Origin of the sequence: Ewingella americana (assembly GCF_006438725.1) — a bacterium.
In the GTDB taxonomy this organism is placed as follows: domain Bacteria; phylum Pseudomonadota; class Gammaproteobacteria; order Enterobacterales; family Enterobacteriaceae; genus Ewingella; species Ewingella americana_A.
Window position 1 is genome coordinate 170428 of sequence record NZ_RCZD01000011.1, and the last position, 25768, is coordinate 196195.

Annotated in this window: 22 protein-coding genes and 5 pseudogenes; 15 read left to right on the plus strand and 12 right to left on the minus strand. The window is 50.6% G+C overall.

Annotated elements, in window-relative coordinates; genetic code table 11:
- Positions 1-53 precede the first annotated feature (53 nt).
- Positions 54-602, minus strand: a complete 549-nt coding sequence (locus tag EAH77_RS19215; protein ID WP_140474429.1) for a helix-turn-helix domain-containing protein — start codon at positions 600-602, stop codon at positions 54-56.
- 102 nt (positions 603-704) lie between these two features.
- Between EAH77_RS19215 and EAH77_RS19220 the strand changes: the two genes are divergently transcribed.
- The 4 genes from EAH77_RS19220 (at position 705) to kup (ending at position 5057) form a co-directional block, all read left to right on the plus strand.
- A complete protein-coding gene (locus EAH77_RS19220) occupies positions 705-1373 on the plus strand; it encodes an AzlC family ABC transporter permease (protein WP_140474430.1) in 669 nt (222 codons plus the stop codon).
- Complete coding sequence (locus tag EAH77_RS19225; RefSeq protein ID WP_140474431.1) at positions 1370-1693, plus strand: AzlD domain-containing protein; 324 nt, start codon at positions 1370-1372, stop codon at positions 1691-1693. Before EAH77_RS19220 ends, EAH77_RS19225 begins: the two co-directional genes overlap by 4 nt.
- Before the next feature lie 178 nt (positions 1694-1871).
- Positions 1872-3056 carry a sugar transporter gene (locus EAH77_RS19230; RefSeq protein WP_140474432.1) on the plus strand — a complete coding sequence of 395 codons (1185 nt, stop codon included), beginning with the start codon at positions 1872-1874 and terminating at the stop codon, positions 3054-3056.
- 132 nt (positions 3057-3188) lie between these two features.
- On the plus strand, positions 3189-5057 hold the full coding sequence (kup, locus tag EAH77_RS19235; RefSeq protein ID WP_140474433.1) for a low affinity potassium transporter Kup: 1869 nt from the start codon (positions 3189-3191) through the stop codon (positions 5055-5057).
- A gap of 11 nt (positions 5058-5068) precedes the next feature.
- On the opposite strand, the gene EAH77_RS19240 is transcribed toward kup, so the two are convergent.
- The 3 genes from EAH77_RS19240 to EAH77_RS19250 form a co-directional block, all read right to left on the minus strand.
- On the minus strand, positions 5069-5638 hold the full coding sequence (locus EAH77_RS19240) for a glycine zipper family protein (RefSeq protein ID WP_140474434.1): 570 nt from the start codon (positions 5636-5638) through the stop codon (positions 5069-5071).
- Positions 5639-5655: 17 nt separating this feature from the next.
- The gene (locus tag EAH77_RS19245) at positions 5656-6015 is read right to left on the minus strand and encodes a hypothetical protein (RefSeq protein ID WP_140474435.1); all 360 of its coding nucleotides are present in this window, start codon (positions 6013-6015) and stop codon (positions 5656-5658) included.
- Between the two features lie 213 nt (positions 6016-6228).
- The gene (locus EAH77_RS19250; RefSeq protein WP_140474436.1) at positions 6229-7689 is read right to left on the minus strand and encodes an AMP nucleosidase; all 1461 of its coding nucleotides are present in this window, start codon (positions 7687-7689) and stop codon (positions 6229-6231) included.
- A gap of 158 nt (positions 7690-7847) precedes the next feature.
- Between EAH77_RS19250 and amyA the strand changes: the two genes are divergently transcribed.
- From amyA to phoC, 3 genes are all read left to right on the plus strand, one after another.
- A complete protein-coding gene (amyA, locus tag EAH77_RS19255) occupies positions 7848-9329 on the plus strand; it encodes an alpha-amylase (RefSeq protein WP_140474437.1) in 1482 nt (493 codons plus the stop codon).
- A gap of 180 nt (positions 9330-9509) precedes the next feature.
- On the plus strand, positions 9510-9830 hold the full coding sequence (locus EAH77_RS19260; RefSeq protein ID WP_140474438.1) for a DMT family transporter: 321 nt from the start codon (positions 9510-9512) through the stop codon (positions 9828-9830).
- Positions 9831-10061: 231 nt separating this feature from the next.
- On the plus strand, positions 10062-10805 hold the full coding sequence (phoC, locus tag EAH77_RS19265) for an acid phosphatase PhoC (protein WP_140474439.1): 744 nt from the start codon (positions 10062-10064) through the stop codon (positions 10803-10805).
- 76 nt (positions 10806-10881) lie between these two features.
- On the opposite strand, the gene EAH77_RS19270 is transcribed toward phoC, so the two are convergent.
- On the minus strand, positions 10882-12063 hold the full coding sequence (locus EAH77_RS19270; RefSeq protein ID WP_140474440.1) for an oligogalacturonate lyase family protein: 1182 nt from the start codon (positions 12061-12063) through the stop codon (positions 10882-10884).
- A gap of 509 nt (positions 12064-12572) precedes the next feature.
- Here EAH77_RS19270 and EAH77_RS19275 point away from each other — a divergent pair.
- The 3 genes from EAH77_RS19275 to EAH77_RS19285 all read left to right on the plus strand — a co-directional run bounded on the left by EAH77_RS19275 (position 12573) and on the right by EAH77_RS19285 (position 17146).
- Positions 12573-14138 carry an MFS transporter gene (locus tag EAH77_RS19275; RefSeq protein ID WP_140474441.1) on the plus strand — a complete coding sequence of 522 codons (1566 nt, stop codon included), beginning with the start codon at positions 12573-12575 and terminating at the stop codon, positions 14136-14138.
- A 90-nt stretch (positions 14139-14228) separates the two neighbouring features.
- Entirely contained in the window at positions 14229-16397 is a 2169-nt protein-coding gene (locus EAH77_RS19280; protein ID WP_140474442.1) for a right-handed parallel beta-helix repeat-containing protein, read from the plus strand.
- A gap of 68 nt (positions 16398-16465) precedes the next feature.
- Positions 16466-17146, plus strand: a complete 681-nt coding sequence (locus tag EAH77_RS19285; RefSeq protein ID WP_140474443.1) for an oligogalacturonate-specific porin KdgM family protein — start codon at positions 16466-16468, stop codon at positions 17144-17146.
- Positions 17147-17232: 86 nt separating this feature from the next.
- On the opposite strand, the gene EAH77_RS19290 is transcribed toward EAH77_RS19285, so the two are convergent.
- Both EAH77_RS19290 and EAH77_RS25580 read right to left on the minus strand, forming a co-directional pair.
- Complete coding sequence (locus tag EAH77_RS19290) at positions 17233-17763, minus strand: glyoxalase superfamily protein (RefSeq protein ID WP_140474444.1); 531 nt, start codon at positions 17761-17763, stop codon at positions 17233-17235.
- Between the two features lie 252 nt (positions 17764-18015).
- Positions 18016-18228: pseudogene (locus tag EAH77_RS25580) on the minus strand (LacI family transcriptional regulator); the annotation flags it as partial.
- 537 nt (positions 18229-18765) lie between these two features.
- Here EAH77_RS25580 and speD point away from each other — a divergent pair.
- Genes speD through EAH77_RS19310 form a run of 3 tightly spaced genes read left to right on the plus strand, consistent with a single transcriptional unit; the run spans position 18766 to position 21878 of the window.
- The gene (gene speD / locus EAH77_RS19300) at positions 18766-19239 is read left to right on the plus strand and encodes an adenosylmethionine decarboxylase (RefSeq protein WP_277752570.1); all 474 of its coding nucleotides are present in this window, start codon (positions 18766-18768) and stop codon (positions 19237-19239) included.
- Positions 19226-20626: a coproporphyrinogen-III oxidase family protein gene (locus EAH77_RS19305; RefSeq protein ID WP_140474445.1), complete on the plus strand. Its 1401-nt coding sequence runs from the start codon at positions 19226-19228 to the stop codon at positions 20624-20626. The genes speD and EAH77_RS19305 overlap by 14 nt, the downstream gene beginning before the upstream one ends.
- Positions 20627-20663: 37 nt before the next feature.
- Positions 20664-21878, plus strand: coding sequence for an MFS transporter (locus EAH77_RS19310; RefSeq protein ID WP_140474446.1), 1215 nt, complete (start codon positions 20664-20666; stop codon positions 21876-21878).
- A gap of 252 nt (positions 21879-22130) precedes the next feature.
- Here the strand turns inward: EAH77_RS19310 and EAH77_RS19315 are convergent.
- The 5 genes and pseudogenes from EAH77_RS19315 to cbpA all read right to left on the minus strand — a co-directional run.
- Positions 22131-22727, minus strand: a pseudogene (locus EAH77_RS19315) (ISNCY family transposase); the annotation flags it as partial.
- Positions 22728-22925: 198 nt separating this feature from the next.
- Positions 22926-23186, minus strand: a pseudogene (locus EAH77_RS19320) (ISNCY family transposase); the annotation flags it as partial.
- A 4-nt stretch (positions 23187-23190) separates the two neighbouring features.
- Positions 23191-23335: pseudogene (locus tag EAH77_RS19325) on the minus strand (ISNCY family transposase); the annotation flags it as partial.
- A 210-nt stretch (positions 23336-23545) separates the two neighbouring features.
- The gene (gene cbpM / locus EAH77_RS19330; RefSeq protein WP_140474447.1) at positions 23546-23851 is read right to left on the minus strand and encodes a chaperone modulator CbpM; all 306 of its coding nucleotides are present in this window, start codon (positions 23849-23851) and stop codon (positions 23546-23548) included.
- Positions 23852-23857: 6 nt separating this feature from the next.
- Positions 23858-24808 carry a curved DNA-binding protein gene (gene cbpA / locus EAH77_RS19335; RefSeq protein WP_140474448.1) on the minus strand — a complete coding sequence of 317 codons (951 nt, stop codon included), beginning with the start codon at positions 24806-24808 and terminating at the stop codon, positions 23858-23860.
- Positions 24809-25269: 461 nt separating this feature from the next.
- Here cbpA and EAH77_RS19345 point away from each other — a divergent pair, with 461 nt between their 5' ends.
- Together EAH77_RS19345 and EAH77_RS25835 are read left to right on the plus strand one after the other, a co-directional pair.
- Positions 25270-25587, plus strand: a complete 318-nt coding sequence (locus EAH77_RS19345) for an RcnB family protein (RefSeq protein ID WP_140474449.1) — start codon at positions 25270-25272, stop codon at positions 25585-25587.
- A gap of 71 nt (positions 25588-25658) precedes the next feature.
- Positions 25659-25768: pseudogene (locus tag EAH77_RS25835) on the plus strand (GlxA family transcriptional regulator); the annotation flags it as partial.

Consider the following 25768-nt stretch of genomic DNA (forward strand, 5'->3'; position numbering starts at 1 on the left):
TGGTGGGCTTTTTGGTTTTTATTGCAGGCAACTCCCGTCGCATTCTCAATAAGTTAATTCTGTTCAGAAACCAATACCGCCTGAGTATCCGCTTCCAGCGCACGGAAAATGTGTTCCTGATCGGCAGGGTAGCTGATGTAATCCCCGGCATTGAGCGTGAAGGGCTCCTCTACCAACCCAACCAGCGCCTGACCCTGGGTGATAATAATATGTTCGACTGCACCCGGTGAATGTGGCTGGGAAATACGATCGGCGCCAGGCTGGGTCATCAGCAAGTAGATATCCCGCCGCGCACCGGGCGGGCAAGTTGCAAGTAATACAGCCTTGTAGTTCGCCAACTCCGCCGCCACTGACGGCCCCTCACCACGCCGGATCACCTGAGATTTATTGATCTGCGGCTCCATCAACCGGGCAAACGGAATATCCAGCGCGACGCACAGCGCCCACAACGTTTCCAGGCTCGGATTGCCATTTCCCGCCTCAAGCTGAGAGAGCGTAGACTTGGCGACGCCTGCCCGGCGGGCCACTTCGGCCAGAGACAGACCGGTTCGCTGACGCTCGCGCAGCAGCGCTTTGGCAATAATGCTGATCGGTTGAGACATAAATCACCCTGCACAATGTTATAACGAACGATCGTTCGACTTGTAAATAGAATCACGATTGTTCATTATAACAGTCTAACTGTTCGTTATGGGATGAGTTTTATGAAGTCCAGCCATTTTTCTTCGCTGAGTGCGGACACCATCAAAGCCATTGTGCTGGTATGTCTGGCGGATGGTATCGTCGGAATATCTTACGGATCGCTGGCTACGGGCAGCGGCTTTCCGCTGTGGGTGCCACTGGCGTTATCATTAGTGGTACTGGCCGGGGCATCCGAGTTTTTGTTTATTGGTATTGTCGCCAGTGGAGGCAGTCCGTTTGCCGCTGCGGCGGCGGGACTGTTGGTCAACGCACGCCATCTGCCGTTCGGCATCGCGGTCAAGGATTTGGTTGGGCATAATGCGGCAAGTTATTTAGGTTGCCACATTATGAATGATGAAAGCGTAGTGTTCGGCGTCGCACAATCCTCACACACCCGCCGCCAAGCCGCCTTCTGGTTCTGTGGCATAGGGATTGCGATCTGCTGGCCATTGGGCGTAGTGATAGGCGGTTTAATGGGGAAATTTATTCCTGATACGCAGGCTATCGGCCTCGATGCCGTCTTCCCAGCCATTATGGTGGCACTCATTCTGCCCGCACTGAAAAACGCCAAAACCATCATCTCAGCCTTTTCAGGCGCAGTGATTTCCCTCGCAGCAGTGCCTTTTGTCCCGGTTGGGATGCCAATACTGTTTTCACTGCTGGGACTGACCATCAGGGGGAAAAAATCATGAACCAGCCTGCTCTGGTGATTGCTGGCATCGTCATGCTGGCCGCGGGAACCTACTTGTTGCGCCTGGCCGGGGTGAAACTCGGTTCACGGATAACCTTTAGCGAAAGTCGCCGCGCCTTGATCGCCGATGCCGCGACAACGTTGCTACTGTCAGTCGCAGTGATCGCCACGTTACTGGAAGGGGAGCATTTTGCCGGTTTTGCACGCCTGGCAGGCGTTGGGGTAGCGGCCATACTGGCGTGGCGCAAGGTACCACTGATTATTGTCATACTGGCCGCGGCTGTCGTGACGGCTGGCCTGCGCGGGTTAGGGGTGTCCTGAGAATGCATCAGGCGAAGTGATATATCAGCCTAATGAAAAACCTGCGGAGGGAATTTTCCCCTTTGCCGGATTTAACGGTTTTCATTCAGGTCGAAATAAAACACAATACGGCTCACAAAAGTGACATTTTTTCTGTCATGCGCGCAACTATCATTTCACCAAAAAGCCACATACTTTCATGCAAACACTACCCGTCTCACGCAAGACCGAATGGCTTCGCGTCATTATGCTTTCCATCGCCGCCTTCATTTTTAACACCACGGAGTTCGTTCCGGTTGGTTTGCTGTCGGATATCGCCAGCAGTTTTTCGATGGAAACGGCTCAGGTCGGGCTGATGTTGACCATCTACGCCTGGGTTGTCGCCCTGATGTCGTTGCCGCTGATGTTGCTGACTCGAAATGTTGAACGTCGACGCTTGCTGACTGTGATATTTGTGCTGTTTATTGTCAGCCATATTCTGTCGGTGATGGCATGGGACTTCTGGTCACTGGTGGTGTCACGTATCGGTATTGCACTCGCTCATGCTATCTTCTGGTCGATCACCGCGTCGCTTGCGATCCGCGTGGCTCCGGCAGGCAAGAAAACGCAGGCACTGAGTATGCTGGCCACCGGTACGGCGCTGGCGATGGTGCTGGGTTTGCCGCTCGGGCGGCTGATTGGACAATACCTCGGTTGGCGCATCACGTTTGCGATCATCGGCATTGTCGCGCTGGTGACCTTATTGTGCCTGATGAAGCTTTTGCCTAAATTGCCAAGCGAACATACTGGTTCACTCGGCAGTGTGCCGATGCTGTTTAAACGTCCGGCGCTGGTCAGCATGTATTTATTGACCACGCTTATTGTCACCGCGCATTACACTGCCTACAGCTATATCGAACCCTTTATGCAGAACGTGGCGGATATGGGCGAAAACTTCACCACCTTCCTGCTGCTGATCTTTGGTGGTGCAGGAATTCTGGGTAGCGTATTGTTCAGCGTACTGGGCAACCGGTTCCCGTCAGCCTTTTTGGTCGGGGCAATTGCCATTGTGACACTCAGTATGTTGTTGCTACTCGTGGCGGCGACGCATACCGTCAGCATCTCCGTACTCTCGATTTTATGGGGAATGGGCATGATGGCGATTGGACTGGCGATGCAGATCCGCGTTCTGGCGCTGGCACCCGACGCCACCGATGTCGCAATGGCGCTGTTCTCCGGCATCTATAATTTGGGCATTGGTGCTGGTGCATTACTCGGCAATCAGGTCAGTTTGCATCTGGGAATGGCGAATGTGGGTTATGTCGGCGGCGTGATGGGCTGCGTGGCATTGACGTGGTGTGTGTTTATTTTCCGGCGTTATCCGCTATTGCGGGCCGCTCACTAAGTGCAGAAAAATGCGATAGAAAGTCAAATTTAACAAAATATTCACATCAAGAGATGTACTGGTTTTTGCCGGTACTATACTGCCTACAGGCACCGGCTTTCTTCAGCCCACTGAATTTGCGAATCCCCCTCTATGCATATAACGAACAAGCAGCCTTTGCCTGCGGTAACGCTGGCGGCAATTGGCGTGGTGTACGGTGATATCGGTACCAGCCCGCTATATACCCTGCGCGAATGCCTGACCGGGCAGGCGGGTATTACTATGACGCAAAGTTCGATTTTCGGTTTTCTGTCGCTGATTTTCTGGCTGCTGATGCTGGTCGTCTCGGTCAAATACATCGGCTTCGTGATGCGGGCAGATAACGACGGCGAGGGCGGGATCCTGACGCTGATGTCGCTGGCGGTGCGAAAAATCAACCCGCGCTGGTTTACGGTTACGGTGTTTATCGGGCTGATTGGCGGCAGTTTCTTTTACGGCGACGGCGTCATCACCCCGGCGATCTCCGTGCTGTCAGCGATAGAAGGGCTGGAGATTATCGAACCCTCCCTTGACCCTTTCATCATTCCTATGTCGATTGCCGTCCTGACCCTGCTGTTTATCATCCAGAAGAAAGGCACAGGCATCGTCGGCAAGCTGTTTGCACCCGTCATGGTGGTGTGGTTCGTTTCGCTGGCAGTGCTGGGTATCAGTGGAATCTTGAAAAACCCTGCCGTATTGCAAGCACTGAACCCTTACTGGGCGATGAATTTCTTTATCGAATATAAAGGCGTTTCTTTCTTCGCCCTTGGCATGGTGGTCCTGGCGGTGACGGGTGCCGAAGCGCTGTATGCCGATATGGGACATTTTGGTAAAAAACCTATTCGTATCGCCTGGTTCCTGCTGGTCGCCCCTTCGCTGATATTGAACTATTTCGGTCAGGGCGCACTGTTGATGACCAACCCTGAGGCGGTTAAGAACCCGTTCTTCCTGCTGGCGCCAGACTGGGCCTTAGTGCCTCTGTTGCTGATTGCTACCATGGCAACGGTGATCGCCTCCCAGGCGGTGATTTCAGGTGTCTTCTCTCTGACCAGCCAGGCGATGCGCCTTGGTTATCTGCCGCCAATGCGCATTGTTTACACCTCAGATGTGGAATCCGGGCAGATTTATATTCCGGTGGTCAACTGGCTGCTGTATGTCGCAGTACTGATTGTCATCATCAGTTTCAAACACTCCAGCGATCTCGCCTCGGCGTACGGCATTGTTGTCACCGGGACCATGGCGCTGACCTCCGTGTTACTTAGCATTGTGGCGATAAAAAACTGGGGTTGGAAGCCGCGTTGGGGACTGCTGTTAATGGTTCTGATGCTGCTCGTGGATATTCCGCTGTTTGCCGCTAACCTGACCAAACTGTTCTCCGGCGGCTGGCTGCCTGTGGTATTGGGGCTGAGCATTCTATTGATCATGATGACCTGGCACACCGAACGTACCCGTCTGCTGCGGCGTCTGCGTGAAGACCCGGATGCCCTGAATTCGCTGATCACATCACTGGAAAAATCCCCGCCGCAGCGGGTGCCGGGTACGGCAGTCTTTATGTCACGCGCACCGGACGCTGTGCCGCTGGTGTTATTACACAATCTCAAACACAACAAAGTGCTGCATGACCGGGTGATTCTGCTGACCATTGCCAGCGCCGACTCGCCTTATGTTCACAAAGTTAAGCGCGTCACTATTGAACGGTTATCACCGTCGTTCTGGCGGGTAGTAGCCAGTTATGGCTGGCGCGAAACGCCGAATCTGGAAGAGGTGTTTTATCGCTGCGGACAGGATGGATTGCGCTGCACCATGAGCGATACGTCGTTCTTCCTGTCGAGGGACACATTGGCACTGGACAAGCGTCCGTGGTATTTGCGCATCCGTGGCAGGCTTTTCCAGGTGTTACAGCGTAACGCTTTACGGGCACCCGACCTGTATCAAATCCCACCAAACCGAGTGATTGAGCTGGGTGCCGTGGTGAAGTTCTAGCGGTAAACCTGTTATTGATAATCTGGCGGTGCATCTCCATCAGGGGAGCCGCCATGATAATCCGGCGGTACATCACTTTGCGGGTAAGCCGGTTGGTAATCGGGAGGTACGTCAGACTGACGTGATTCACTTTGCTGATCATAGGCGTAGGCGGCGGGTATTTTGTTGCCTTTCGCGTACATGCACTGGGTGTAGACCACATCGTATTGATTCTGCAAATCGCCGCTGCTCATGCCCGCCGTATTACTGCCCATTGCACTGCCCACCAGCAGGCCACTGCCCGCGCCAATCAGCGCACCGGGGCCGGCATGTCCTGAGGCCGCCCCCAATAACGCCCCAGCAGCAGCACCCACAACGGTCCCTGCTGCGGCCGTACCTGCGGCATTGTTCGACGCCGCCTGTGCACCACCGCTCACGCTGTCTTGCGCACTATTACGGCACAAGATGTCGTCCTGTCTGAACTGTCCATAACTTTTGCTGCTACCCGGCAACACGGTGACATCCGGGCTGGAAGGCGGCGAGACACAACCGGAAAGGGCTGCCAGCAAAGCCAAGGGTGCCATTTGATAAAAACGTTTCATAGAATATGTACTCAGGCTTAACGGGATGCGGGTTCGCCAACCACGACTTTCATCCAGCCGCGTGCACAACGCGGTACACGGGGGTAATAGCCCGCCGGATTCTGGCAGTAATAGGCGTAGTTCGGGGTTTTCTCTATATAGGTTTGCGGCGGTGGTGGCGTCACATACACCACCGGTGGCGGACCATAATAGACCGGTGGCGGAGGCCCCCAGGGCACACCAATCACCACATTAGGACCGCCATACCAGCCGCGGTTATAGCCATGATAATAACCGTGTCCATAGTAACCATGCCCGTAATAGCCATAAGCCAACGAGGCTTGAGTGACAAACATCAGCGCCCCCGCAGCCAGCATTAACATCAATAGCCTTTTCATAACCCACCTCGAAAACCTGCTTTTAACAACATCACTGACTTTGGGCGCAGCGCCCATCGATGACGATGAATATACGCCGGTACAAGCGTTTTTTTACGCGGGAAATCAGGGGGAATACGCTAAGTTATCGACAGTAATTGTGTAGAAATATTCAGAGGATAGCGGGGAAGGAACACCCTTCCCCGCAGAGGTGACAATGTAACGATAAGCTGACTAGCGAAACGGCGGTTCGTTGAAAGTTCGCAGCTTGCGGGAGTGCAGTTTATCACCTTCCTGACGCAGCAAATCGATGGCGTGAATACCGATTTGCAGATGCTCAGAGATGGCCCCTTCATAGAAGTGATTGGCCTGGCCGGGCAGTTTAATTTCACCATGTAGCGGCTTGTCAGACACACACAGCAAAGTGCCATAAGGAACGCGGAAACGGTAACCCTGCGCTGCAATAGTGGCACTTTCCATATCTACCGCCACAGCGCGGCTGAGGTTAAAACGCATTGCCGAAGCCGAGTAACGCAGCTCCCAGTTGCGGTCATCCGTGGTGACCACAGTGCCAGTACGCAGACGCTGTTTAACTTCCTCGCCCGGCATCCCGCTGACTGCCTTGGTGGCGTCATATAACGCGCGCTGCACTTCGGCAATGCTCGGGATTGGGATATCCGGCGGCAAAACGGCATCCAGCACGTGGTCATCGCGCAGGTAGGCGTGGGCCAAAACGTAATCCCCAATTTGCTGACTTTCACGCAGACCACCACAGTGACCAATCATCAGCCACGCATGCGGGCGCAATACCGCCAGATGATCGCAAATGGTTTTAGCATTAGACGGTCCAACACCAATATTGACCAGCGTGATGCCTTTGCCGTCCCGTGCAATCAAATGGTAAGCCGGCATCTGGTGTTTCTTCCACGCCAAATCTGACACCGTCTCTTTCAGATTGATGGTTTCCGGTGTCACGTACGCCCCACCGGCGCAGGAAAGCGCAATATAGGGGCTGGCGGGATCGACAAGTTGATCGCAGGCCCAACTGACAAACTCATCCACATAGCGGGTGTAGTTAGTGAATAGCACATAGGGCTGAACATGTTCCGCCGGAGTGCCGGTGTAGTGCTTCAGGCGGGCGAGGGAAAAGTCGGTGCGCAGGGCATCGAAATGGGACAGTGGGAACACCGAGCCCGAAAGGGACAGCCCATCAGTAATTTGATCACCGATTTGCGAAAGCTCGGTAGTCGGGAAATGGTGTGCCAGCGCTGCGCTCATGGTGCGGTTGAGATTTAGGTCAGAGCCATCAATCACAAACGGAAAGGGGATCTCCAGCGGCGAAGGTTTGACGACAAAACTGGCGCCGTACTCACTTTCCAACAGCGCTAACTGATCGGCCAAATAATCCCGGAACAGTTCGGGGCGCGTAATGGTGGTGGTGTACTGACCCGCACGTGGAAAACGCCCATAGGCGCGGGATTTAAACGAATTCTGCGCCGTACCGTCCCAACTGACGCTAAGTTCGGGGTAAGTAAATAAACCAGCCGACCGCAGGTGCGGATCAGGCAACGAGCCATCGATAATAAACTCGCCAATCGCCTTACGCAGTGCCACGACGGCAGCACTGTAAAGGACTTCTAACCGGTCAACCGCGTCGGCGGCCGTCAGTTGAGTGTCAGATTTGCTTGTGTTCAACGTGATTCCTTATTGGTTTTATGCGTGCATAACACAAAGTATGACACTGCTTAACACAGGATCCGAATTCGAACAATCGATGACGAATAATCTGGCTAACCCTTTTGGCTATCCTGCTCCATACTTCATTTCCCTGTCATGAGAAATGGAATACGGACATGCGAAATCCCACACTGTTGCAATTCTTTCACTGGTACTACCCGGATGGCGGAAAACTGTGGACAGAAGTCGCCGAGCGCGCCGACTATCTGGCAGAGATTGGCATTACCTCCGTTTGGCTGCCACCCGCCTATAAAGGGGCTTCCGGCGGATTTTCTGTCGGCTATGACACCTATGATTTATTCGATCTGGGGGAGTTCGACCAGAAAGGTTCCCGCGCCACCAAATATGGCGATAAAGAGCAACTGCTGGCAGCGATCCACGCGCTGAAAGAGCGTCACATCGGGGTGATCATGGATGTGGTCCTCAACCATAAAATGGGGGCTGATGAGAAAGAACGTATTCAGGTTAACCGGGTCGATGAAGATAACCGCGACGAGATCCATGAGGAAGTGGTAGAAGCCGATGCCTGGACACGTTTCACTTTCCCGGCGCGAGAGGGCAAATACTCCACGTTTATCTGGGACCACCAATGCTTCAGCGGCGTGGACCACATCGAAAACCCGGATGAAAATGGCGTGTTTAAAATCGTCAACGATTACACCGCCGACGGTTGGAATACCGAAGTCGATTCCGAATTTGGCAATTATGATTACCTGATGGGCGCCAATGTCGATTTTCGCAACAAGGCCGTCGACGAAGAGCTCAAATACTGGGCGCGCTGGATGATGGCCGAGACCGGTTGTACCGGTTTCCGGCTAGACGCCGTGAAACACATCCCAGCCTGGTTCTATAAAGACTGGATCGATCACATTCAGGCCGAAGCTGAACAGCCGATGTTCATTGTGGCGGAGTACTGGTCACATGACGTCGAGACGCTGCAACAATATATTCATCAGGTTGAAGGCAAAACCCTGTTGTTCGACGCCCCATTGCAGCTGAGCTTCCATCACGCTTCACGCGGAGGTGCTGACTATGATCTGAGTAAAATTTTCGACAACACGCTGGTATCGGCCGACCCGGCTCACGCCGTGACGTTGGTCGCTAACCATGACACCCAGCCGTTGCAGTCATTGGAAGCGCCGATCGAACCTTGGTTCAAACCGCTGGCCTATGCACTCATTTTGATGCGCGAGCAGGGCGTGCCGATGGTGTTTTATCCTGGCCTGTTTGGCGCGACCTATGAAGACACCGGCAGCGACGGCAACGCCCATGAAGTGCAATTGCAGGTGGTACCTCATCTGGAAACCCTGATCAAAGCTCGCCAGACGCACGCCTGGGGCGTACAGACTGACTATTTCGATCATCCAAACTGCCTGGCCTTCAGCCGCAGCGGCACTGATGAACATCCGGGTTGCGTGGTGATCATGTCCAACGGCGATGAGGGAGAGAAATCCATCACGCTGGGCGAGAGTTACGCGGGGAAAAAATGGCAGGATCTGCTCGATAACCGTCAGGAACAAGTGGAGTCAGATGAACAGGGTACCGCTATTTTTCGCTGCAACGCAGGCAGCCTGAGCCTTTGGGTGGTGAGCGAATGACCCTTTCCGCCTCCCGGTGGGCTGCTTAACCAGCCCGCAATCGCAGCACATAGGCCATGGTTAAGGGCTGTAAACCTTTTAACGGTTTGCCTATAATCACAGGGTACAAAAGCCGACTGGACGACCAGAGACTCGGCAAAATCATAAAGGGACGGCCCTTAGCTGAAATAAGGAAATATTATGGCGTGGGTCTATTTGGTTCTGGCAGGCATTTTCGAGGTTATCTGGTCTACGGCAATGAAAGAGTCGCATGGGTTTACACGCCTCATCCCGACGATTATTACCGCTTTCTTTATGCTGCTGAGCGTCGCTCTGCTGGCCATCGCGATGAAATACCTGCCGCTTGGCACCGCATATACCGTTTGGGTCGGTATTGGCGCGATAGGGGCGTTTATCCTGGGTGTCATCATGTTCGGTGAAAGCCTCAACCCTATGCGGGTGATCGCCGTATTGCTGATTTTCTCCGGCGTTGTTCTACTGAAACTGGCAACCAAAGGGTAATGACCCCTTTTACTTTAAAGCAGTAAAATAGTGTCAAGTACAACCCCTCACTCGCATCGTGCATAAATAGCGCTTAAATGCTTACTAATCATTCGCTTGAATAATGCATCTGTATTTTTGCGATACGGCTCAATCTTTTTTGTTACTAATTTGTTTAAAAAGGCAGGTGTTAGAAAATGTTACGAACCCGATTTCGGGACGTAAATCATAATGATAAGTAAGGAAACTTTTATGAAGAGTGTTGTTACCTTTTGTTTAGCCAGTCTTTTCTCTGTCAATGCATTTGCCCTGGTCCCTGCAGGCAATGATGCGACCACCAAACCCGATCTTTACTACCTGAAGAATGATCAGGCAATTAACAGCCTGTCGCTTCTGCCACCTCCGCCGGAAGTGGGCAGCATTGCATTTCTTAACGACCAGGCAATGTATGAGAAAGGCCGTCTGCTGCGTTCAACGGAACGCGGTGCTCAGGCAGCTGAAGATGCTAACCTTAGCGCTGGCGGGGTGGCAAATGCCTTCTCCGGCGCATTTGGCTCGCCAATCACCGCCGCAGATACCCCTGAGTTGCATAAGCTGTTGACCAATATGATTGAAGATGCCGGTGACCTGGCGACGCGTTCAGCCAAAGAGAAGTACATGCGCATTCGTCCGTTCGCCTTCTACGGTGTGCCGACTTGCAACACCAAAGATCAGGACAAGCTGTCGAAAAACGGCTCCTATCCTTCTGGTCACACTTCTATAGGTTGGGCGACCGCGTTAGTACTGACTGAAATTAACCCAAAACACCAGGATCAGATCCTCCAACGTGGTTATGATCTGGGGCAGAGTCGCGTTATCTGTGGATATCACTGGCAGAGCGACGTAGATGCCGCGCGTATCGTGGGTTCAGCCGTGGTGGCAACACTGCACACCAATGCAGCTTTCCTGCAGCAATTGCAGAAGGCAAAAGACGAATTCGCCAAACAGCATAAGTAATATTATTCGCCAATTAACGGCTCTTGCCTGCACAAGAGCCGTTTTTTATTGGGTAATACCCAGACCTCACTGAGGCTTATTCCTTGCGTAATTCACTGAGCAACGTGTCGGGAATTTCCGCCAGATACAGTGCCGGCAGTCCTTCATAATCCGTAGTAAACAACACGTGGCGGTTGTCCGGCGAGAAAGAAGGGTGCGGATGCGTCACCTGACGGTCGCCGTCCAGTACGCGCCACGAACTGTTATGCGCCGCCAGCGGTGCATATTGGCGGGTTTTGGCATCGAAGATGTACAACCATGGATCGTTTTCAATCGTATGGCTGGCGGTATCTTTCACATCGACCGGCGTACCTGAACCGTCGCCGACCAACAGTGAGCCGTTCTCATTGCTCATCAGGTGTGAACAGGCGGGCATGCTCATCAGGCAAATGTCTTCGCCGGTTTGTGGATCAAAACGGCGGATATAACGGTCATGCTGGCTTTTCAGATAGGACACATATATCAACGCAGAACCGTCCGGCACCCAGAATTCATGGGTGCAACTTTCACCAGGCGCATGTTCTTTCACTTTGCGCACGTTCGTACCGTCTTCATTCACCAACCACATACGGGCATCGACCAGATCGTGCGGACCTTCATGGCAGAAGGCGACAGTATTGTCGTCGAACGGACGATATATCGGATGGCCGAGCCATTCTTTTTTCTCGTGGATCACCACGGACTTACCGCTGAGTAAATCCACACGCAGCAGGCGGCAGTGCGGGTTGCTGTGGTAGAACGCCTGGAATATTGTCCAGTCCGAAAGCGGCGTCCAGTCTTCACGGCTGATTTCGATCCCCACCAGGCTGGTGCATTCGCTGTTGGCTACCCACGTCCCGTATCCGACCCACTCCTGCGGCACCTGATACACACTGACCTCGCTGAAATCAGCCAGTGTCACCCGTTGCAGACTGCGTTCATTTTTGACGTAGTAAAGGTATTGATCGTCTGGCGACAGGAAGCCGCCAAAGGTGTTGTCGCCTTTTCCTTCAGTCAGTTGGACGGCTCTCTGCGTGTTCAGATCCAACAGATAATAGTTACGATTCCCGTCAAACTCGCCTGAAAACAACACCTTGTTGCCGTCGCGGGTAAAGCATTTTTGATAGAAATAGTTGCGGTGGCACAACACATCAGGGGGCGTCAAACGCGTGACGCGAGCACCGGTTTGAGGATCCGAAACGGTGTGAAAGCGGAATTGAATCTGAGAACCCTTTGCCATGATTCACCTCTTAGTGATAATGAAGATCGCCGTTGCGCTGGCTGATATTATTAATTGAAATTATATTTCATTAAATTAAAAACAATGTATCACTTGGTTTTTACCATGACGTTAGGCACTGCAATAAATGTTAAGAAGATCACACAAATTCCAACCCTTTATTTAAGGCTTGAGCCTCGCACAGTTTAGCGACGAACTGCGAAATGTCATATAACACCATGTTATACAACAAATAATAAACTTAACAACCTACTACTGATCAACCAAACAGAGTAGGGTGATAATGATTTCATTCATAACTAATTGAATATGAATAATCACGAAACATTCAATTTATCTATCATTAATAATGCTACGTGCATCGCAAAATAGACCCGTAACTTGTCAGCCTTGATTTCAAATGTGAACTGTTTCACATCTATTCATCACTCCAATCTATATAAAACGTTATCTCTAAAAAAACAAAACAACGGTTCATAAATATAAAATCTCTCTGGGCGGGAAACTCCATGAACGCAGAAAAACCAATTTTATTCAGACATCAGCTGGCGTATGGCGGCGGGAACTTGTTAGGTAGCGGGGCGCTGGCGATTGCCGGTATCTGGTTGCTGTACTTTTACACCACCTTCTGTGGCCTGACACTCTTACAAGCGTCGGCGATCTTTTCCGTCGCCAGTATCATCGATGCTATTAGCAATCCGCTGATGGGTTACCTCTCCGATAACTTCGGCAAGACGCGTCTCGGTAAGCGTTTTGGCCGTCGTCGCTTCTTTATATTGCTCGGCATACCGCTGATGATGTTCTATCCGCTGCTGTGGGTCGAAGGCTTTGGCTTCTGGTACTACCTTTCTACCTACGTGATGTTCGAGCTGATCTACACCTCGGTGATGGTGCCGTATGAAACCCTGGCCACAGAAATGACCACCGACTTCTCCGCACGCTCTAAGCTAACGGGCTACAAGGCGATTTTCGGTAAAGTGGCGAACTTCCTCGCCGCGTTCATCCCTGGCCAGTTCATCCTCATCTACGGTAAAGACTCCGCAGAGCCGTTCTTCTTCACCGCGCTGACCTACGGCGTGATCTTATTTGTCGCCATGGGCATGCTCTATTTATCTTCCTGGGAACGTCCGGTGGAAGAAACCACACCCGTTGATGAGAAAAAACAAAGCCTCGGCAAAACCATGATCACGCTGATGCGAGATATGAAGTCCACCTTCCACTTGCGTGTGTTCCGCAAGCATCTGGGCATGTATCTGTGCGGTTTCGGCGCGGAATGGCTGTTTGCCTCAGTCTTCACCTACTTCATTATTTTCGTACTGCAATATGACCCAACGATGGTTGCCGGACTCAGCAGCCTGAACTCAATTCTGCAACTGTTCTCTACTGCAATCTTCATCGGTATTTGTGTGAAGCACGGTTTCAGTAAGCCTTACATTCTGGCGCTGGGCATTGTGGTGTTCTCAGTGGGTTGTTACAGCCTGCTGCACTTCCTACATCTGCCACAACAGTATGCAACGGTCGCAATGCTGACCATCACTGTCATTTTCGGTATCGGTACCGGTGGTGTGTATTACATCCCGTGGACGGTTTACACCTTCCTGGCAGACATTGATGAAGCCTTCACTGGCCGTCGTCGAGAAGGGATCTATGCGGGTGCGATGACCTTCTCCGGCAAGCTGATGCGTTCGGTCATCGTGTTTGTGATGGGGGCGATCCTCAGCTTCTACGGCTTCCAGTCTAAATCACACACCCAACCAGAAAGCGCGGTGACGGCGATTGCTCTGGTGTTCTGTATCGGGGTCATTGCACTGGCACTGATGGCGATGGTGTTCAGTAATCAGATGAAATTGAACCGTAAAACGCACTTAGTCGTGCTCGGCGAAGTGGCGCGTATCAAAGCGGGGGGGGACATCAGCCAGATCCAACCTGACGTACGCGTGGTAATGGAAGAACTGATTGGTTATCCATACGAACAATGCTGGGGCAACAGTGAAGTCTGCCGCAAAATTTTCGATACACCGGCCATTGCGTTAACCGAGCCGAAACCCATGGTGAGCACCACGCAACACCCGTAAAACCTCAGCTTTACCACACCATCAATCACCTTACCGACTGGCCGGGAAAACCGGCCAGCGACGCCTTACGTTTTTAGGATGAGAACGACTATGTGGGAACGTAATCTGTTTATTGTCGCGCTATCTTTCGGGGTTAGCGCACATGGCATGGCCACCGCATTGCCTGCCACCAGCAGCCTGACCTGGCACAGCATCACATTTGGTCAGTCTACCGACATCAATTTCGCCACCAACGTGCTGCCGGAAAAAATCGGCATAAACGAAACACATCTGCCCGATGGGAAAACGATCCCGCAGGCCGGCACGCCGCTGACCACGCCGTTTACCCTTGAAAGCCGCGGCGGGAAAGTGGGAAACAGCCACGATGGATTAACCTATTTCTACACGCGCTTACCGGCTAACGCGAACTTCCAGCTGGAAGCAGATATTACGCTGAATCAGTTTGGTCCGGAAAACGGGGCTAAACCTGCCGGGCAGGAAGGGGCCGGATTACTGGTGCGCGATATTTTAGGCACGCCGCGAGAGCCGGTTACTAAGCCGGGCATTGAGGAATTACCGGCGGCGTCCAATATGGTGATGAACAGCGTGATGGCGACGGGAGATAAACCACCAGTGGTTGCGCTGATCGCCAGACAGGGCGTGCAGCAACCGTGGGGCAATACCGGCATCAGTATTGTGCGCGAAAGCTATCATCCGCTCACCACCCCGGACCATTTCTCGCTGCGACTGATCCGCACGGACACCGGTTTTGACGTCGCCTATGCGCCACAGGGCAGTGATATATGGGTCACCAAAACCGTGGCCGGTGCAGACCGCGTCACGCAGCTGGATAAAACGGGTTATTACGTCGGCTTCTTCGCCTCGCGCAATGCCAAAATCACCGTTAATCACGCCAAGTTGACGCTCACTGAAGCGCATACCCAAGCGTCAGTGCCTTACGTGGCGCCGTCACTGAAAGCGCGCATCGAAGTGATGTCATCGCCCGTTATCACACGCCGCGACAGCATATTCCAGCTGCGTACCAACGGTGATGGCCAGTTGCAGATCGAACAGCACGGGAAACCGTTACTGCGCCAGAAAACCGTCCGCGCTGGCGAGGTAGTCGCGGTGCCGTTCCACGCCGATGATCCCACGACCACGTTGAACATCACCTTTACACCGGATAGCGGGCAACCACTGACGCAGGAATTCCCCGTCAGCATGGTGCTGGTCAGTGATCCTGATGAACTTTATGTCTCGCCACAAGGCGCAGAGGGCAACGACGGTTCACGCGCACATCCGCTGGATTTCGCCAGTGCGGTCAATTTATTAGCACCGGGTGGCACACTGTGGGTAGCTGACGGTGAATATCCGGCAAGCCAGATCCCGGCGACAGCCAGCGGTACGGAAAACAACATGAAAATACTGCGCGCGCAGGGTGGCAGCGCCGTGTTTAACGGCCTGAAGCTCGATGGCAGTTACTGGAATGTCCAGGGCATTACAGTAACGCAAAAAAGCTTCCAGATTGCTGGAAGTTTCAACCATATCGACCGAGTTAAGGCCCATCACGCCGACGATACTGGCATCTGGGTAGCATCGCCGGACAGCATTGGCCGCGCACTGTGGGCCAGCAACAATCTGATCAGCAATTCTGAATCCTGGGCCAATCAGGATCCTGGGCGTAAAAATGCCGATGGTTTTGCAGTGAAGATGCGCGTGGGTGAGGGCAACCGGCTGGTGAACTGCTATTCCCACGACAACATCGACGATGGATTCGATCTCTTCAATAAGATTGAAGACGGCCCAAATGGCAGCGTCACTATTGAGAACAGTCTGTCAGTGCACAACGGCAGCAACGGTTTCAAGCTCGGTGGCGAAGGATTACCGGTGGCGCACGTGGTCCGCAATAATGTGGCGGTGGAAAACGGGATGGACGGCTTTACCGACAACTTCAATCCGGGCGCACTGGTAATCGAAGGCAACCGTGCGGTGGACAACCAACGTTTCAACTTCCTGTTCCGCCCGTCGCCTTACACCACTGCCGACAAGCAGGGCACATTCAAAGGCAATATTTCGCTACGTACTACGGCAGGCAAGTATGACGATGCAGTCACTGGCAACGTTGACAAGAGTAATTACTTTTATATTGACCCTTCAAGTGTGAATAACACGGGCAAACCCATAAAGCCTGCAGATTTTAAATCTGTCACGCTGCCAGACCCTATTGTCCGCAGTTTGGACGGGGGATTTAATTACCACGATTTTCTTGAAAAGAAATAAATGCAACACCCATAAGCGTTATAACGCAAATATAAAAATACTGATTAATATCTCTGGGAACATAAAAAATGAAAAATAACAGACTGCTGTTCTGTGGTCTGCTGCTGGCCAGTGCCAGCAGCCAGGCTGTGACGATTGATCTTCGCCATGAATGGCTGGACGACAGTAAGCAAAACAAAGATAGGGCATTAATATCGCACCGTTTTGACAACGGGTTTGGTTTTTCGCTGGAAGCCAAATGGAAGTCAGGCGGTAATGATGAGAATAAACCCTTTAATAATCTGGTAGATAATGGCACAGAAAGCACCATCAGCTATCAGTATAAAGTGACCAAGGCGTTCTTCCTGCAACCTGGCTTTACGCTGGAGTCCAGCTCTGACAACAGTATCTATAAACCCTATCTGACGGCGGGTTATACCTTCGACAGCGGTATTTATTTTAATGCCCGTTATCGTTATGAATATACCCGTTATACTAAAGAGAATACTGAAGATCGTAAAACCAACCGGGGTGAAATCTGGCTGGGTTATCGTCTTGCTGACTGGCGATTCGAGTATAACTATATTTATAAACACAGCGACCAGGTGTTATACGACAATGACAAATGGGATTACGAACAGGACTTAAAAGTCGCGTATAATATTAATAAGCAATGGACGCCTTATGTCCAGGTCGGCGATGTGTCGGTGAGAAAAACCACCGACGAACGCCAAACGCGGTTCCGTATTGGTGTGCAATATAATTTCTGATAGACCATGCCTCCCGGGCGTTGTTGTTGCCACTGCCCGGGAGGCCAGGAACACCTGGCAATGAAAGGGACTCATCATCAAATAGTTCAGCTCTGGCAGAACCGAATCCGGTTACCAAAGGGATCAAACAATTCCAGAATTTTTCCCCAATCTTGCGTAACAATGTCTGGACGCATGTATCCGTAGCGTTTGCTATGTAGTTCATCACGGAGTTGTTCGATATTCTGCATCGGGGCAAACACCGTCGAACCTGGACTCGCATCGCCATGATGTTCGGAAAGGTGGAGTTGTAAGCCGTTTCGGTTGATCCCCATATAAAGGGGTAAATCAGCTTCAAAACGGTGCTCGAATTCAACGCTGAAACCGAGGAAATCAATGTAGAATTCTCGCGCCTTAGATTCGTCGAACATCCGCAATATAGGAATAGGCTTGTCGAACACAATCGCAGGTGAGGTATTGTCCTGAAGTAGCATCACTGATGCGGTATTCCAGTCCTTGTAACCTAACTGGCAAGCCACTATTTCCAGAGCAATGGAATGAGTGATCTCCTGATTGCGAGAATCTAATGAGACACGTAGCTTCTTGGCCATCTGCTTTGCTTGACTGACTGTTAACATCGTTGTTCATCCTGGTGATGAGGCATTTTGGTGCTCGCATTGCCAAACCTCGATCGTCAAGAGACTCGACAGTCATTGGGAGGAGAAGAAGAGTGCTTTCACCTTTCCTTTCGGAAGCGAGCGGCGGGCAGCATCAGCCTGAAATGTTTTTTACAGCAGATCCTGAATATTGTAAAGCTGACTAACTGAAGGCGTTACCCGGAAAAGCTGCTCATAACGCGTTTCTCCGGCTTACTGCTGGGGAAGTTTCATTCAGGCAGGCTTTAACACAATCACCGCATATCGGCATATCACGACGGTGTCATTTCTGAAGACACAATCTGCGGGATCGCCAAGCTCCAGGCAATCGCCAGCAAGCATGTCAAATTTGCTGGTACCTTCCTCAAAAGTGAGTCTGCCTTCCAGTACCCATATGAGCTGGCGTCGGGAGAGATAAGAGATGGCTGGCATGGGCACAACAGTGCTCGTCAATTCGGGAAAGTTTTTGTCTCAATCCGATTTATTCAACAAAGCCGTTTCCTGATCATGTTCCTTACGTGATAGGGGCAGCATGCCAGGTCCGCTACTGAGATGTTGTTACATACGAGCTGATTGGCTGTGACTATGCCCTGCGATATATAGCCTAAATAAGGCGGCAACAATGGTAATTTAATTTTAACAATCGCGCTTTTTCTATGAGATATGTGTTTCATTTATTTATGTGCCTGACTCACTTTGCAAGTGAGGCGGCTTTAAAAATTCTAATTAAATTCATATCGTTATAAAATAAACCTTCAAATATAAGTAAATTATATGTGACACAGATCACATTATTAATCCTCAAACAAACCGATAACATTTTTTTGACTTATAAGTTATATCGTCAGCTGATATCTGATCCATTCCGTTAAAATTTATTGAGGACACTATTATGGAAAGTGCTATCGATCTGTTTTACGTAGAAAAATCAATGGATATCGTAGACAACTATGATTTCAATGATTCTGACTGGTAAGAAATAGAATGAAAGGGCAATTTTTTGCCCTTTCATTTTTTATTTCAGCGGAGGTAAATATGGATGATACCGGACATCACTATGTGATAGATATCATCTCTAAGGATGTTGAATTCCTTAAAGATGAGACATTACTAACTCATTCCTTTGAGAAAATACTGCGTCTTTCCCATTTTCACATCATTGGCAGGCTGGTTTATAAATTCCAAAGTGGCGGGGAAGGTGTAACGGGGATATTTCTTCTCTCTGAATCTCATCTGTCATTTCATACTTACCCCGAAACAGGTTATATCAGCATTGATTTATATACCTGCGGGAAGCATGCGGTAAATTTAAGTCGGGATATTGAAGCCATTTTTAATAACCCCACAAAATTCAGATCGCGTTACATTGAACGGGGAAGTACATTTTTAGCAAAAACCAACCCTTTTTTCACATCGTCAACGGTGGTTCTTGAGGATAATCGCAATGAAACTCACTAAAAATGGCCTTATGTGCTTCGACTATCAGTTTCCGATTTACAATTACTTCTTCCCTAACCAGCATAAAAACATCACTACAAAAACACTGCAGCAGACATACTCAACCTCCAATGAAAATATTCGATCCCGCGCGCTGTATTTTCACATCCCATTTTGTGAAACTATTTGCAGCTTTTGTCATTTTACCCGTGGTGGATATAAAGATCACAATGACGTAGACCGTTATACCAAGGCCCTGATAAAAGAAATTGAAATAAAGGCGCAAATGGTCGACTATCATGCTGTTCCCGTTCGCGCGATTTTTTTTGGTGGCGGAACGCCTTCGATTTTATCCGCAGAAAATATCCGGGCCATTGGGGCTGCCATACACCACCATTTTGACCTGTCAAAGCTGGAGGAATTTTCCTTTGAAATTGAAGTAAAAAGCCTAAATGATGATAAAATCAGTGCATTACAGGACATCGGTGTGACTCATCCCAGGTTTGGCCTGCAGACATTCAGCCCTTTATGGCGAAAGCTATTCAACCTGACCTCCACGATAGAACAGATACAGTACGCCGCCCGCGCATTGAATGCCGCTTTTCCGCACGTCTCCTTTGACATCATCTATGGCATGAACGGGCAGGATGAAGAGGATATTATTTCCGATCTTGAGCAGGCGATCGCGCTGGGCACCACCAACATCGATATTTATCCTATCAATAATGTCTCCACCCAGCCAAAGCTGCATAAGCATATAAAAGACACGAATTTAGGAGTGACGTCTGCGACCCGAAAATTCACCATGAATATTCTCATCGATGCCTATATGCGCAGCCGAGGATTTATGCCACATAACGGACACGGTTATGTTCGGTGTAATAACATCACCTCTGACGTGGTGACAACCAATTATAAGTTTATTTATCATGAACACGTATACGGTTATGCAGATCATGACCTGCATGGTTTTGGGGTGAACGCGGCGTCATCGTTACGCGAACATGCTGTGACTAATACCTCCGGTCGGGAAAAATATATTAACGCAATTGAGCAAGGCGAAGTCAGTTGCACGATCAGCCAGCATCCTTCCTATATGGATGAAATGAAGCCTTTGATTCTACATCTGGCGTATTTCGCCAGTTTAGAAAAATCAAAGGTGCGTATGGAAACCATACCGGACAGTTTGATGGAAAGGATCGCAGAACTTAAAAATGAAGGTCTCATTACCGAAGATGCGGAGTATTTCCGTTTGACCAAGAAGGGGTGGTACTGGTACACCAACATTATGTATTATCTGATGCCGGATGTTGATAAAGACATTATGAAAAGTTATATCCACAAACAGCTCAGCACGCCGGGTAAATTTATTTCGAAAAAAGAGTTAATTTTTACTACTGCACAATAGGTGACAGACTTTTTCTCCACTCGATAACGACGGTTCAATGAAAGCGAAAATCAATAAAAACTATCTGGCGTTGTCCTCCTCTCTGGCTATCTCCAAGACGGGGGACTATGCCCATGAGGTGGTTTTCGCCCTGATCGTGATAGAACTCCTTCGCGAGAACTATCTCCTGATCGGCGTCGTGTACTTTTTTCGGTTTGTCCCCTTTATTTTTTTTGGCCCCATTGGCGGTTGGTTAGCCGACCGCTATCCCTTAAAAAATACAATGCTCTACAGTGAATTACTCAGGCTTGTTGCCTCAGTGTCACTCCTGTTCCTGTATGAATACAATGCGCTTAACCTGGTCTCGATGATCGCCTGTACGTTGGTGATCACGGTGGGCAGAAGCATTTTTCAACCCAGCTTTCAGTCCTGCGTGCCCAAGCTTTTCCGTGAAAGTTCGCTTATCCGTATCAACAGCTCCTTTCAGATGATCGATCAAATCGCCTCTATTGCAGGCCCGCTGCTCTGTTCGCTGCTGATCGTTTCAGTGGGGAAGCAGGGCGTCCTGATATTCGACTCGCTGACCTACGTGGTCTCTATGGCCGCGCTGTTAATGCTCACGCAGGCTAAGGCAGAGGGGAGCCTGCGCCCTGCCTTTTCAGTAGCGTCTATTTTTAAAGAGACGTGGGCGAACGTCCAATTTTTGCGCTGGCACTCGAGGGATCTTTTCGCTTCGATTATCGGTTCAGCACTGTGCATTCTCTTTACCGCCTCCCTGCTGAGGTACGTGCTGCCTGCGTTTGTGATTTTCAAAGGAGGGACAGAGGTTGAGGTCAGTTATATCTTTGCCGCGCTGGCGTCCGGTACCGTGGTCGGCAGTCTGCTCTACGCCAGATTTTCGGTGATCAGATCGCCATCCGCGCTGATGAAATGGTGGATGGCCTATGGCGCGGTATTTATTCTTTTGGCCTGCACAATTAACCTGTCCATCTCTCTCTCGTACGGTATTTCTTTCGTCTTAGGCGGCTGCGGAGCCTTTGTCGATATTTCCATTGTCAGCCTGATCCAGGCGCTGTCGGGAAAACAGGATATCGGAAAGAATTTTGGCCTGTTTTCCACGCTGGCCAACACGGGTGAAGCCGCATCGGGGCTGATTTATGGCTTCTTTGCGCTGGGCGGGGTGTTCGCGTCATTCATCATGATGGCCTCGTTGATCTCACTCTCCGCCATGCTGATGCTGCGCAATATGGGGCGCGGAGAGTCTCCGAAATAGCCCTGCGGGATCCGCTAAGGGAGCATCGGCGTGAACCTTTCAGACATTCGCGCCGTTTGGTTTTTATAAATCGCCGTACAGCGCGCGTAAAGCCTCCACGGCATTGGCCAGTGTTCCCGTCTCCACCCGCTCCGTCAATTCCCGGACCAGCTCGCCGAATGCCTCGGCCGGCACAAACACCCGCAGCGCATCAAATCCCAGGATCGCATCCTGGTGCGCAGTCCCCGGCAGGCCCAGGGTGATATGGGTACATGCGACGGGTTTTCCATGCTTTTCAACATATTGACGTGTCGCGTTCATGTAATCGAAGGCTGATTCAGTCTCGCAAAAATGCAAATGCATCAGACGGCCGGTGGCATCATCAATGAAGACCAGCAGGCAGCATTTATCTGCGCGGCCTTCGAACCAGTCATGGTGAGAACCATCAATCTGGACCAGTTCACCCAGACAGTCGCGTTGATAACGAGGCTGATAAACCCGGGGCTTACGCCGCGAGTGTGGTACCCAGAGACCATCAGCGGTCATCCAGCTGCGCAGCGTCTCAATGGAGATCCTGATGCAATGACGTTCGAGAAGCTTCTCGGCGGCTAACGTAGGGCCGAAATCGCTATATTTTTCACGTAGCAGCGTCAGAATTTTAAACCGGAGTTCATCAGGGGCACGATTGTTTGCGGGCTTGCCGCGTTTTCGGGATGACAGTCCGGCAGCGCCTTCAATCTGATAGCGGTCGAGAAGACGTTGCACCTGACGAACGCTGAGGTTCAGAAGTTTGGCGGCGCGCGACTGCGTCAGACGTTTATCGCATAGCTGCTGTAAAACAGGGATTCGATCGAGTTCTTTCTGGCTCATGGTGACCAACATAATAGTGATACTCCTGGCTGCCTGAATAAGAACAGGCTAACCGGAGTACGACATTTTAACTTTGCTAGAACACGACATTATCGCTTTGGAGTAACATTCTTTGTCTATCCGAAGTTGAAATGTCACCCTCTGTTCCAAAGTTAAAATGTCACTTTTACTGTGATTAAGTCTGAAAGAGCAGGGTGGTTATCGTTTGAGGCTGGCTCTGAATTCTGCAGGATTAACCAGTACCGGATTGATGGCTTTTAGCTGTTCCTGAACCCTTGCCTGAGCGCGTCGTTTGGGCATTTTCTTGCTGCGTTCTCTTTTACCCTCACGTTCCCGTTCGTCCTGAGTTACCTGCGCTAATTTCAATACGGCACCAAGCCGTTTATTGTCCACGATGGCGCCCTGGTCAACGCAGGCCAGCTTGTCATAGACCTGATATGACAACGTTCTGTAGCCGTATGCACCAGAAGCCCGCGACATTGTCTGTCGCTGATCCCGAGGTGTTCAGCTGCCCGGTGCGTTGTCATCCGGCGCTCGATGACATCCTGGATAATTTTGACGCGATTGATCTCTTTCAAGGTAAACATTCCTGAGCTTTCTGCGTACATGGCAATCTCCCGGTAGTTTTTACTGATGAAAAACGACTCCGTGAAACTCACCATATCGCGGTCACGTGAATTGAGCTACAGGCGGACATTACTATTGAGGCGTTACATGCTTGGTGCGTATAATCATGATTATGTTAAATTATAAAAACCCATCAATAACTTAACGAACACGGGTTGAGCTACCATGGGCACCAACCCGTGTTCGTCATTTTAAGATGTTTGAACAAAACGATCGAGCTGCCTGCGCAATTGGTCGTTTTCTTTCTTTAGCTGCTCCACTCTCTCAAGCAGAGTCAACGTCATGGCGACACCAGACCAGTCCAAATCCAGCTCATTTTGCAGGCGTCGGGCACGTTTAAGGTCGTTCAACGCATCTGCATCAAAAATCCAAACCGTATCTGTCGACTCTAATGGCACAATCACACCCAGCCCGACGACCTCGACTAATTCATCCTGCATGATCCCGGTTGACTGGCATAATTCAGTCACGGTGTAGGTGATTTCTATTTCAGTCATAATCTGCTACTCCCATCCAGTCCGAGGATTAAATGCCGCCTGCTCTGACAGTTGTTGCCAAAGTACCCGCGTTTTCTCGTCTGGTTTGGGTGGCATGACAACTTTGAGGATTGCATACAGATCGCCAGCGCCCTTTTTACTGACCAGACCTTTGCCTTTAATACGTAAGCGCTGACCACTTTGGCTAGCCGCCGGGATAGTTAAGGCAATTTTCCCCGTCAGTGTCGGTATCTCAACACTGGTACCCAATGCCGCTTCCCATGGGGCTAACGGCACCACAATTTGTAAATTCTGACCATCAATATCAAACACCGGGTGCGGAGCAATGCGAATAATCAAGAATAAATCGCCATTGCTTCCTCCGCCAACACCCGGAGCTCCCTGCCCTTTAAGACGGATACGTTCGCCATCACACACGCCCGCAGGTATTTTTACTTTTAGCGTCTTAGAGGTCTCAGCACCTGGGAAGCCCGATGCATCAATGGTCGGTATATTGTAAGAGATTGAACGAGTCTGTTCAGTTAGCGTTTCTTCTAAAAAGATGGGGAGTTCCATCTCAAGATCCTGCCCGCGCCCCCTGGGAGATGCTTGATGCGATGAGTGTTGAGTTGAAGAACCACGATGACCAAAGAAAGATTCGAAAAAGTCTGAGTAGTCATGCGTGCCAGCGTCTGTACTGCTTTGCCACTGTTGACCACCGGGGTTGTAGGCCGCCTGTTGTTGACCAAACCGTGGGTCATTGCGGTGTGATCTTAATTCGTCGTATTCAGCTCGCTTTTCGGCATCCTTTAATACTTCGTAAGCCTCGGCAACTTCTTTAAACTTACTTTCAGCATCAGCTTCGGAACTAACGTCAGGGTGGTACTTACGTGCCAGCCTGCGATAGGCTGTTTTTATCTCTTTCACGGCAGCCGTGGGCTCGACGCCCATGACGGCATAATAGTCTTTAAATTCCATGCGGCAATATCCTTAAACTCAATGTGCTATACACAATAGATTTAAAGGTGCGGGGCGACGGCAAACAGAGACGAGCCCTGTAGATGGGCCGAGTTACAAATGCGGCCAACACACCTGCAGTTTGAAAAATGACGGGCATAGTAGATATAAGATATCCCCGTCAAGTGGGTAATCCTAATGGCTTCAGAAATATCTGCCATCCGCCACTGCAAGCGGAGATGGCCGCTGTCGGCAAGCCCCACAACGCGTAGATCTTCAATCAGGCAGGTCAGTCCTTCAACCTGGGTGAGTAGACGGCGAAAATTTGCATTTCGACACAATTAAAGCTCCCTGCTTGTGGGCATTTTCTCGCTATTATCCTGTCCTACATGACAACAGATGCTTCGCTGTGCCGCTGACTAAACCCGTTGGCGGTTGAGTGGCGATGCATGTAACAGATGATAGTCTGAACAGGATAAATTATGCGTCATTTTAAATGGGTAATGTTATCGGCTTTGGTTTTCTCCTCAGTACTGCCACTGGCGGGTACAGCGGCCGCGGCGACAAACTCTCATGAAATCAAATCATTCTACGATGCTTCAAAGCTTTATACGCTAGGCAGCGTCGTGCCAGACCTTTACCGCACCAAACTCTATGAGATCACCGAGTGGCAAAAACGTAATCTGCCTGCACCATCCGCTGACAGCCACTGGACCTACATTGGCGGCAGCTATGCGTTGATCACCAACACTGATGGCAAAATCCTCAAAGCGGAATCTGGCGATATCTTTTTCCAGTGATCGTGTTCAGGCAATAGAGCTTTCTCAGAAGTGATTGTTGACTTATTTTGTCATTTTTGTATTTTAAGGACATGCAAACATTTCTAATTATCGTCCCCGAAGGTGGCATGCTGTTTGAATCGGCAGGTATCGCCGACATTCTGATGCAGGCAAACCGCCTGAGGATGGGGAGTACCGGTAA

Coding starts and splice junctions, on each gene's coding strand:
- EAH77_RS19280 (WP_140474442.1), top strand. CDS start 14,229: ATGTGGGAACGTAATCTGTTTATTGTCGCGCTATCTTTCGGGGTTAGC.
- amyA (WP_140474437.1), top strand. CDS start 7,848: ATGCGAAATCCCACACTGTTGCAATTCTTTCACTGGTACTACCCGGAT.
- speD (WP_277752570.1), top strand. CDS start 18,766: ATGAAAGGGCAATTTTTTGCCCTTTCATTTTTTATTTCAGCGGAGGTA.
- EAH77_RS19240 (WP_140474434.1), bottom strand. CDS start 5,638: ATGAAACGTTTTTATCAAATGGCACCCTTGGCTTTGCTGGCAGCCCTT.
- phoC (WP_140474439.1), top strand. CDS start 10,062: ATGAAGAGTGTTGTTACCTTTTGTTTAGCCAGTCTTTTCTCTGTCAAT.
- cbpM (WP_140474447.1), bottom strand. CDS start 23,851: ATGACTGAAATAGAAATCACCTACACCGTGACTGAATTATGCCAGTCA.
- EAH77_RS19290 (WP_140474444.1), bottom strand. CDS start 17,763: ATGTTAACAGTCAGTCAAGCAAAGCAGATGGCCAAGAAGCTACGTGTC.
- kup (WP_140474433.1), top strand. CDS start 3,189: ATGCATATAACGAACAAGCAGCCTTTGCCTGCGGTAACGCTGGCGGCA.
- cbpA (WP_140474448.1), bottom strand. CDS start 24,808: ATGGAATTTAAAGACTATTATGCCGTCATGGGCGTCGAGCCCACGGCT.
- EAH77_RS19260 (WP_140474438.1), top strand. CDS start 9,510: ATGGCGTGGGTCTATTTGGTTCTGGCAGGCATTTTCGAGGTTATCTGG.
- EAH77_RS19285 (WP_140474443.1), top strand. CDS start 16,466: ATGAAAAATAACAGACTGCTGTTCTGTGGTCTGCTGCTGGCCAGTGCC.
- EAH77_RS19215 (WP_140474429.1), bottom strand. CDS start 602: ATGTCTCAACCGATCAGCATTATTGCCAAAGCGCTGCTGCGCGAGCGT.
- EAH77_RS19225 (WP_140474431.1), top strand. CDS start 1,370: ATGAACCAGCCTGCTCTGGTGATTGCTGGCATCGTCATGCTGGCCGCG.
- EAH77_RS19345 (WP_140474449.1), top strand. CDS start 25,270: ATGCGTCATTTTAAATGGGTAATGTTATCGGCTTTGGTTTTCTCCTCA.
- EAH77_RS19305 (WP_140474445.1), top strand. CDS start 19,226: ATGAAACTCACTAAAAATGGCCTTATGTGCTTCGACTATCAGTTTCCG.
- EAH77_RS19275 (WP_140474441.1), top strand. CDS start 12,573: ATGAACGCAGAAAAACCAATTTTATTCAGACATCAGCTGGCGTATGGC.
- EAH77_RS19270 (WP_140474440.1), bottom strand. CDS start 12,063: ATGGCAAAGGGTTCTCAGATTCAATTCCGCTTTCACACCGTTTCGGAT.
- EAH77_RS19220 (WP_140474430.1), top strand. CDS start 705: ATGAAGTCCAGCCATTTTTCTTCGCTGAGTGCGGACACCATCAAAGCC.
- EAH77_RS19310 (WP_140474446.1), top strand. CDS start 20,664: ATGAAAGCGAAAATCAATAAAAACTATCTGGCGTTGTCCTCCTCTCTG.
- EAH77_RS19245 (WP_140474435.1), bottom strand. CDS start 6,015: ATGAAAAGGCTATTGATGTTAATGCTGGCTGCGGGGGCGCTGATGTTT.
- EAH77_RS19230 (WP_140474432.1), top strand. CDS start 1,872: ATGCAAACACTACCCGTCTCACGCAAGACCGAATGGCTTCGCGTCATT.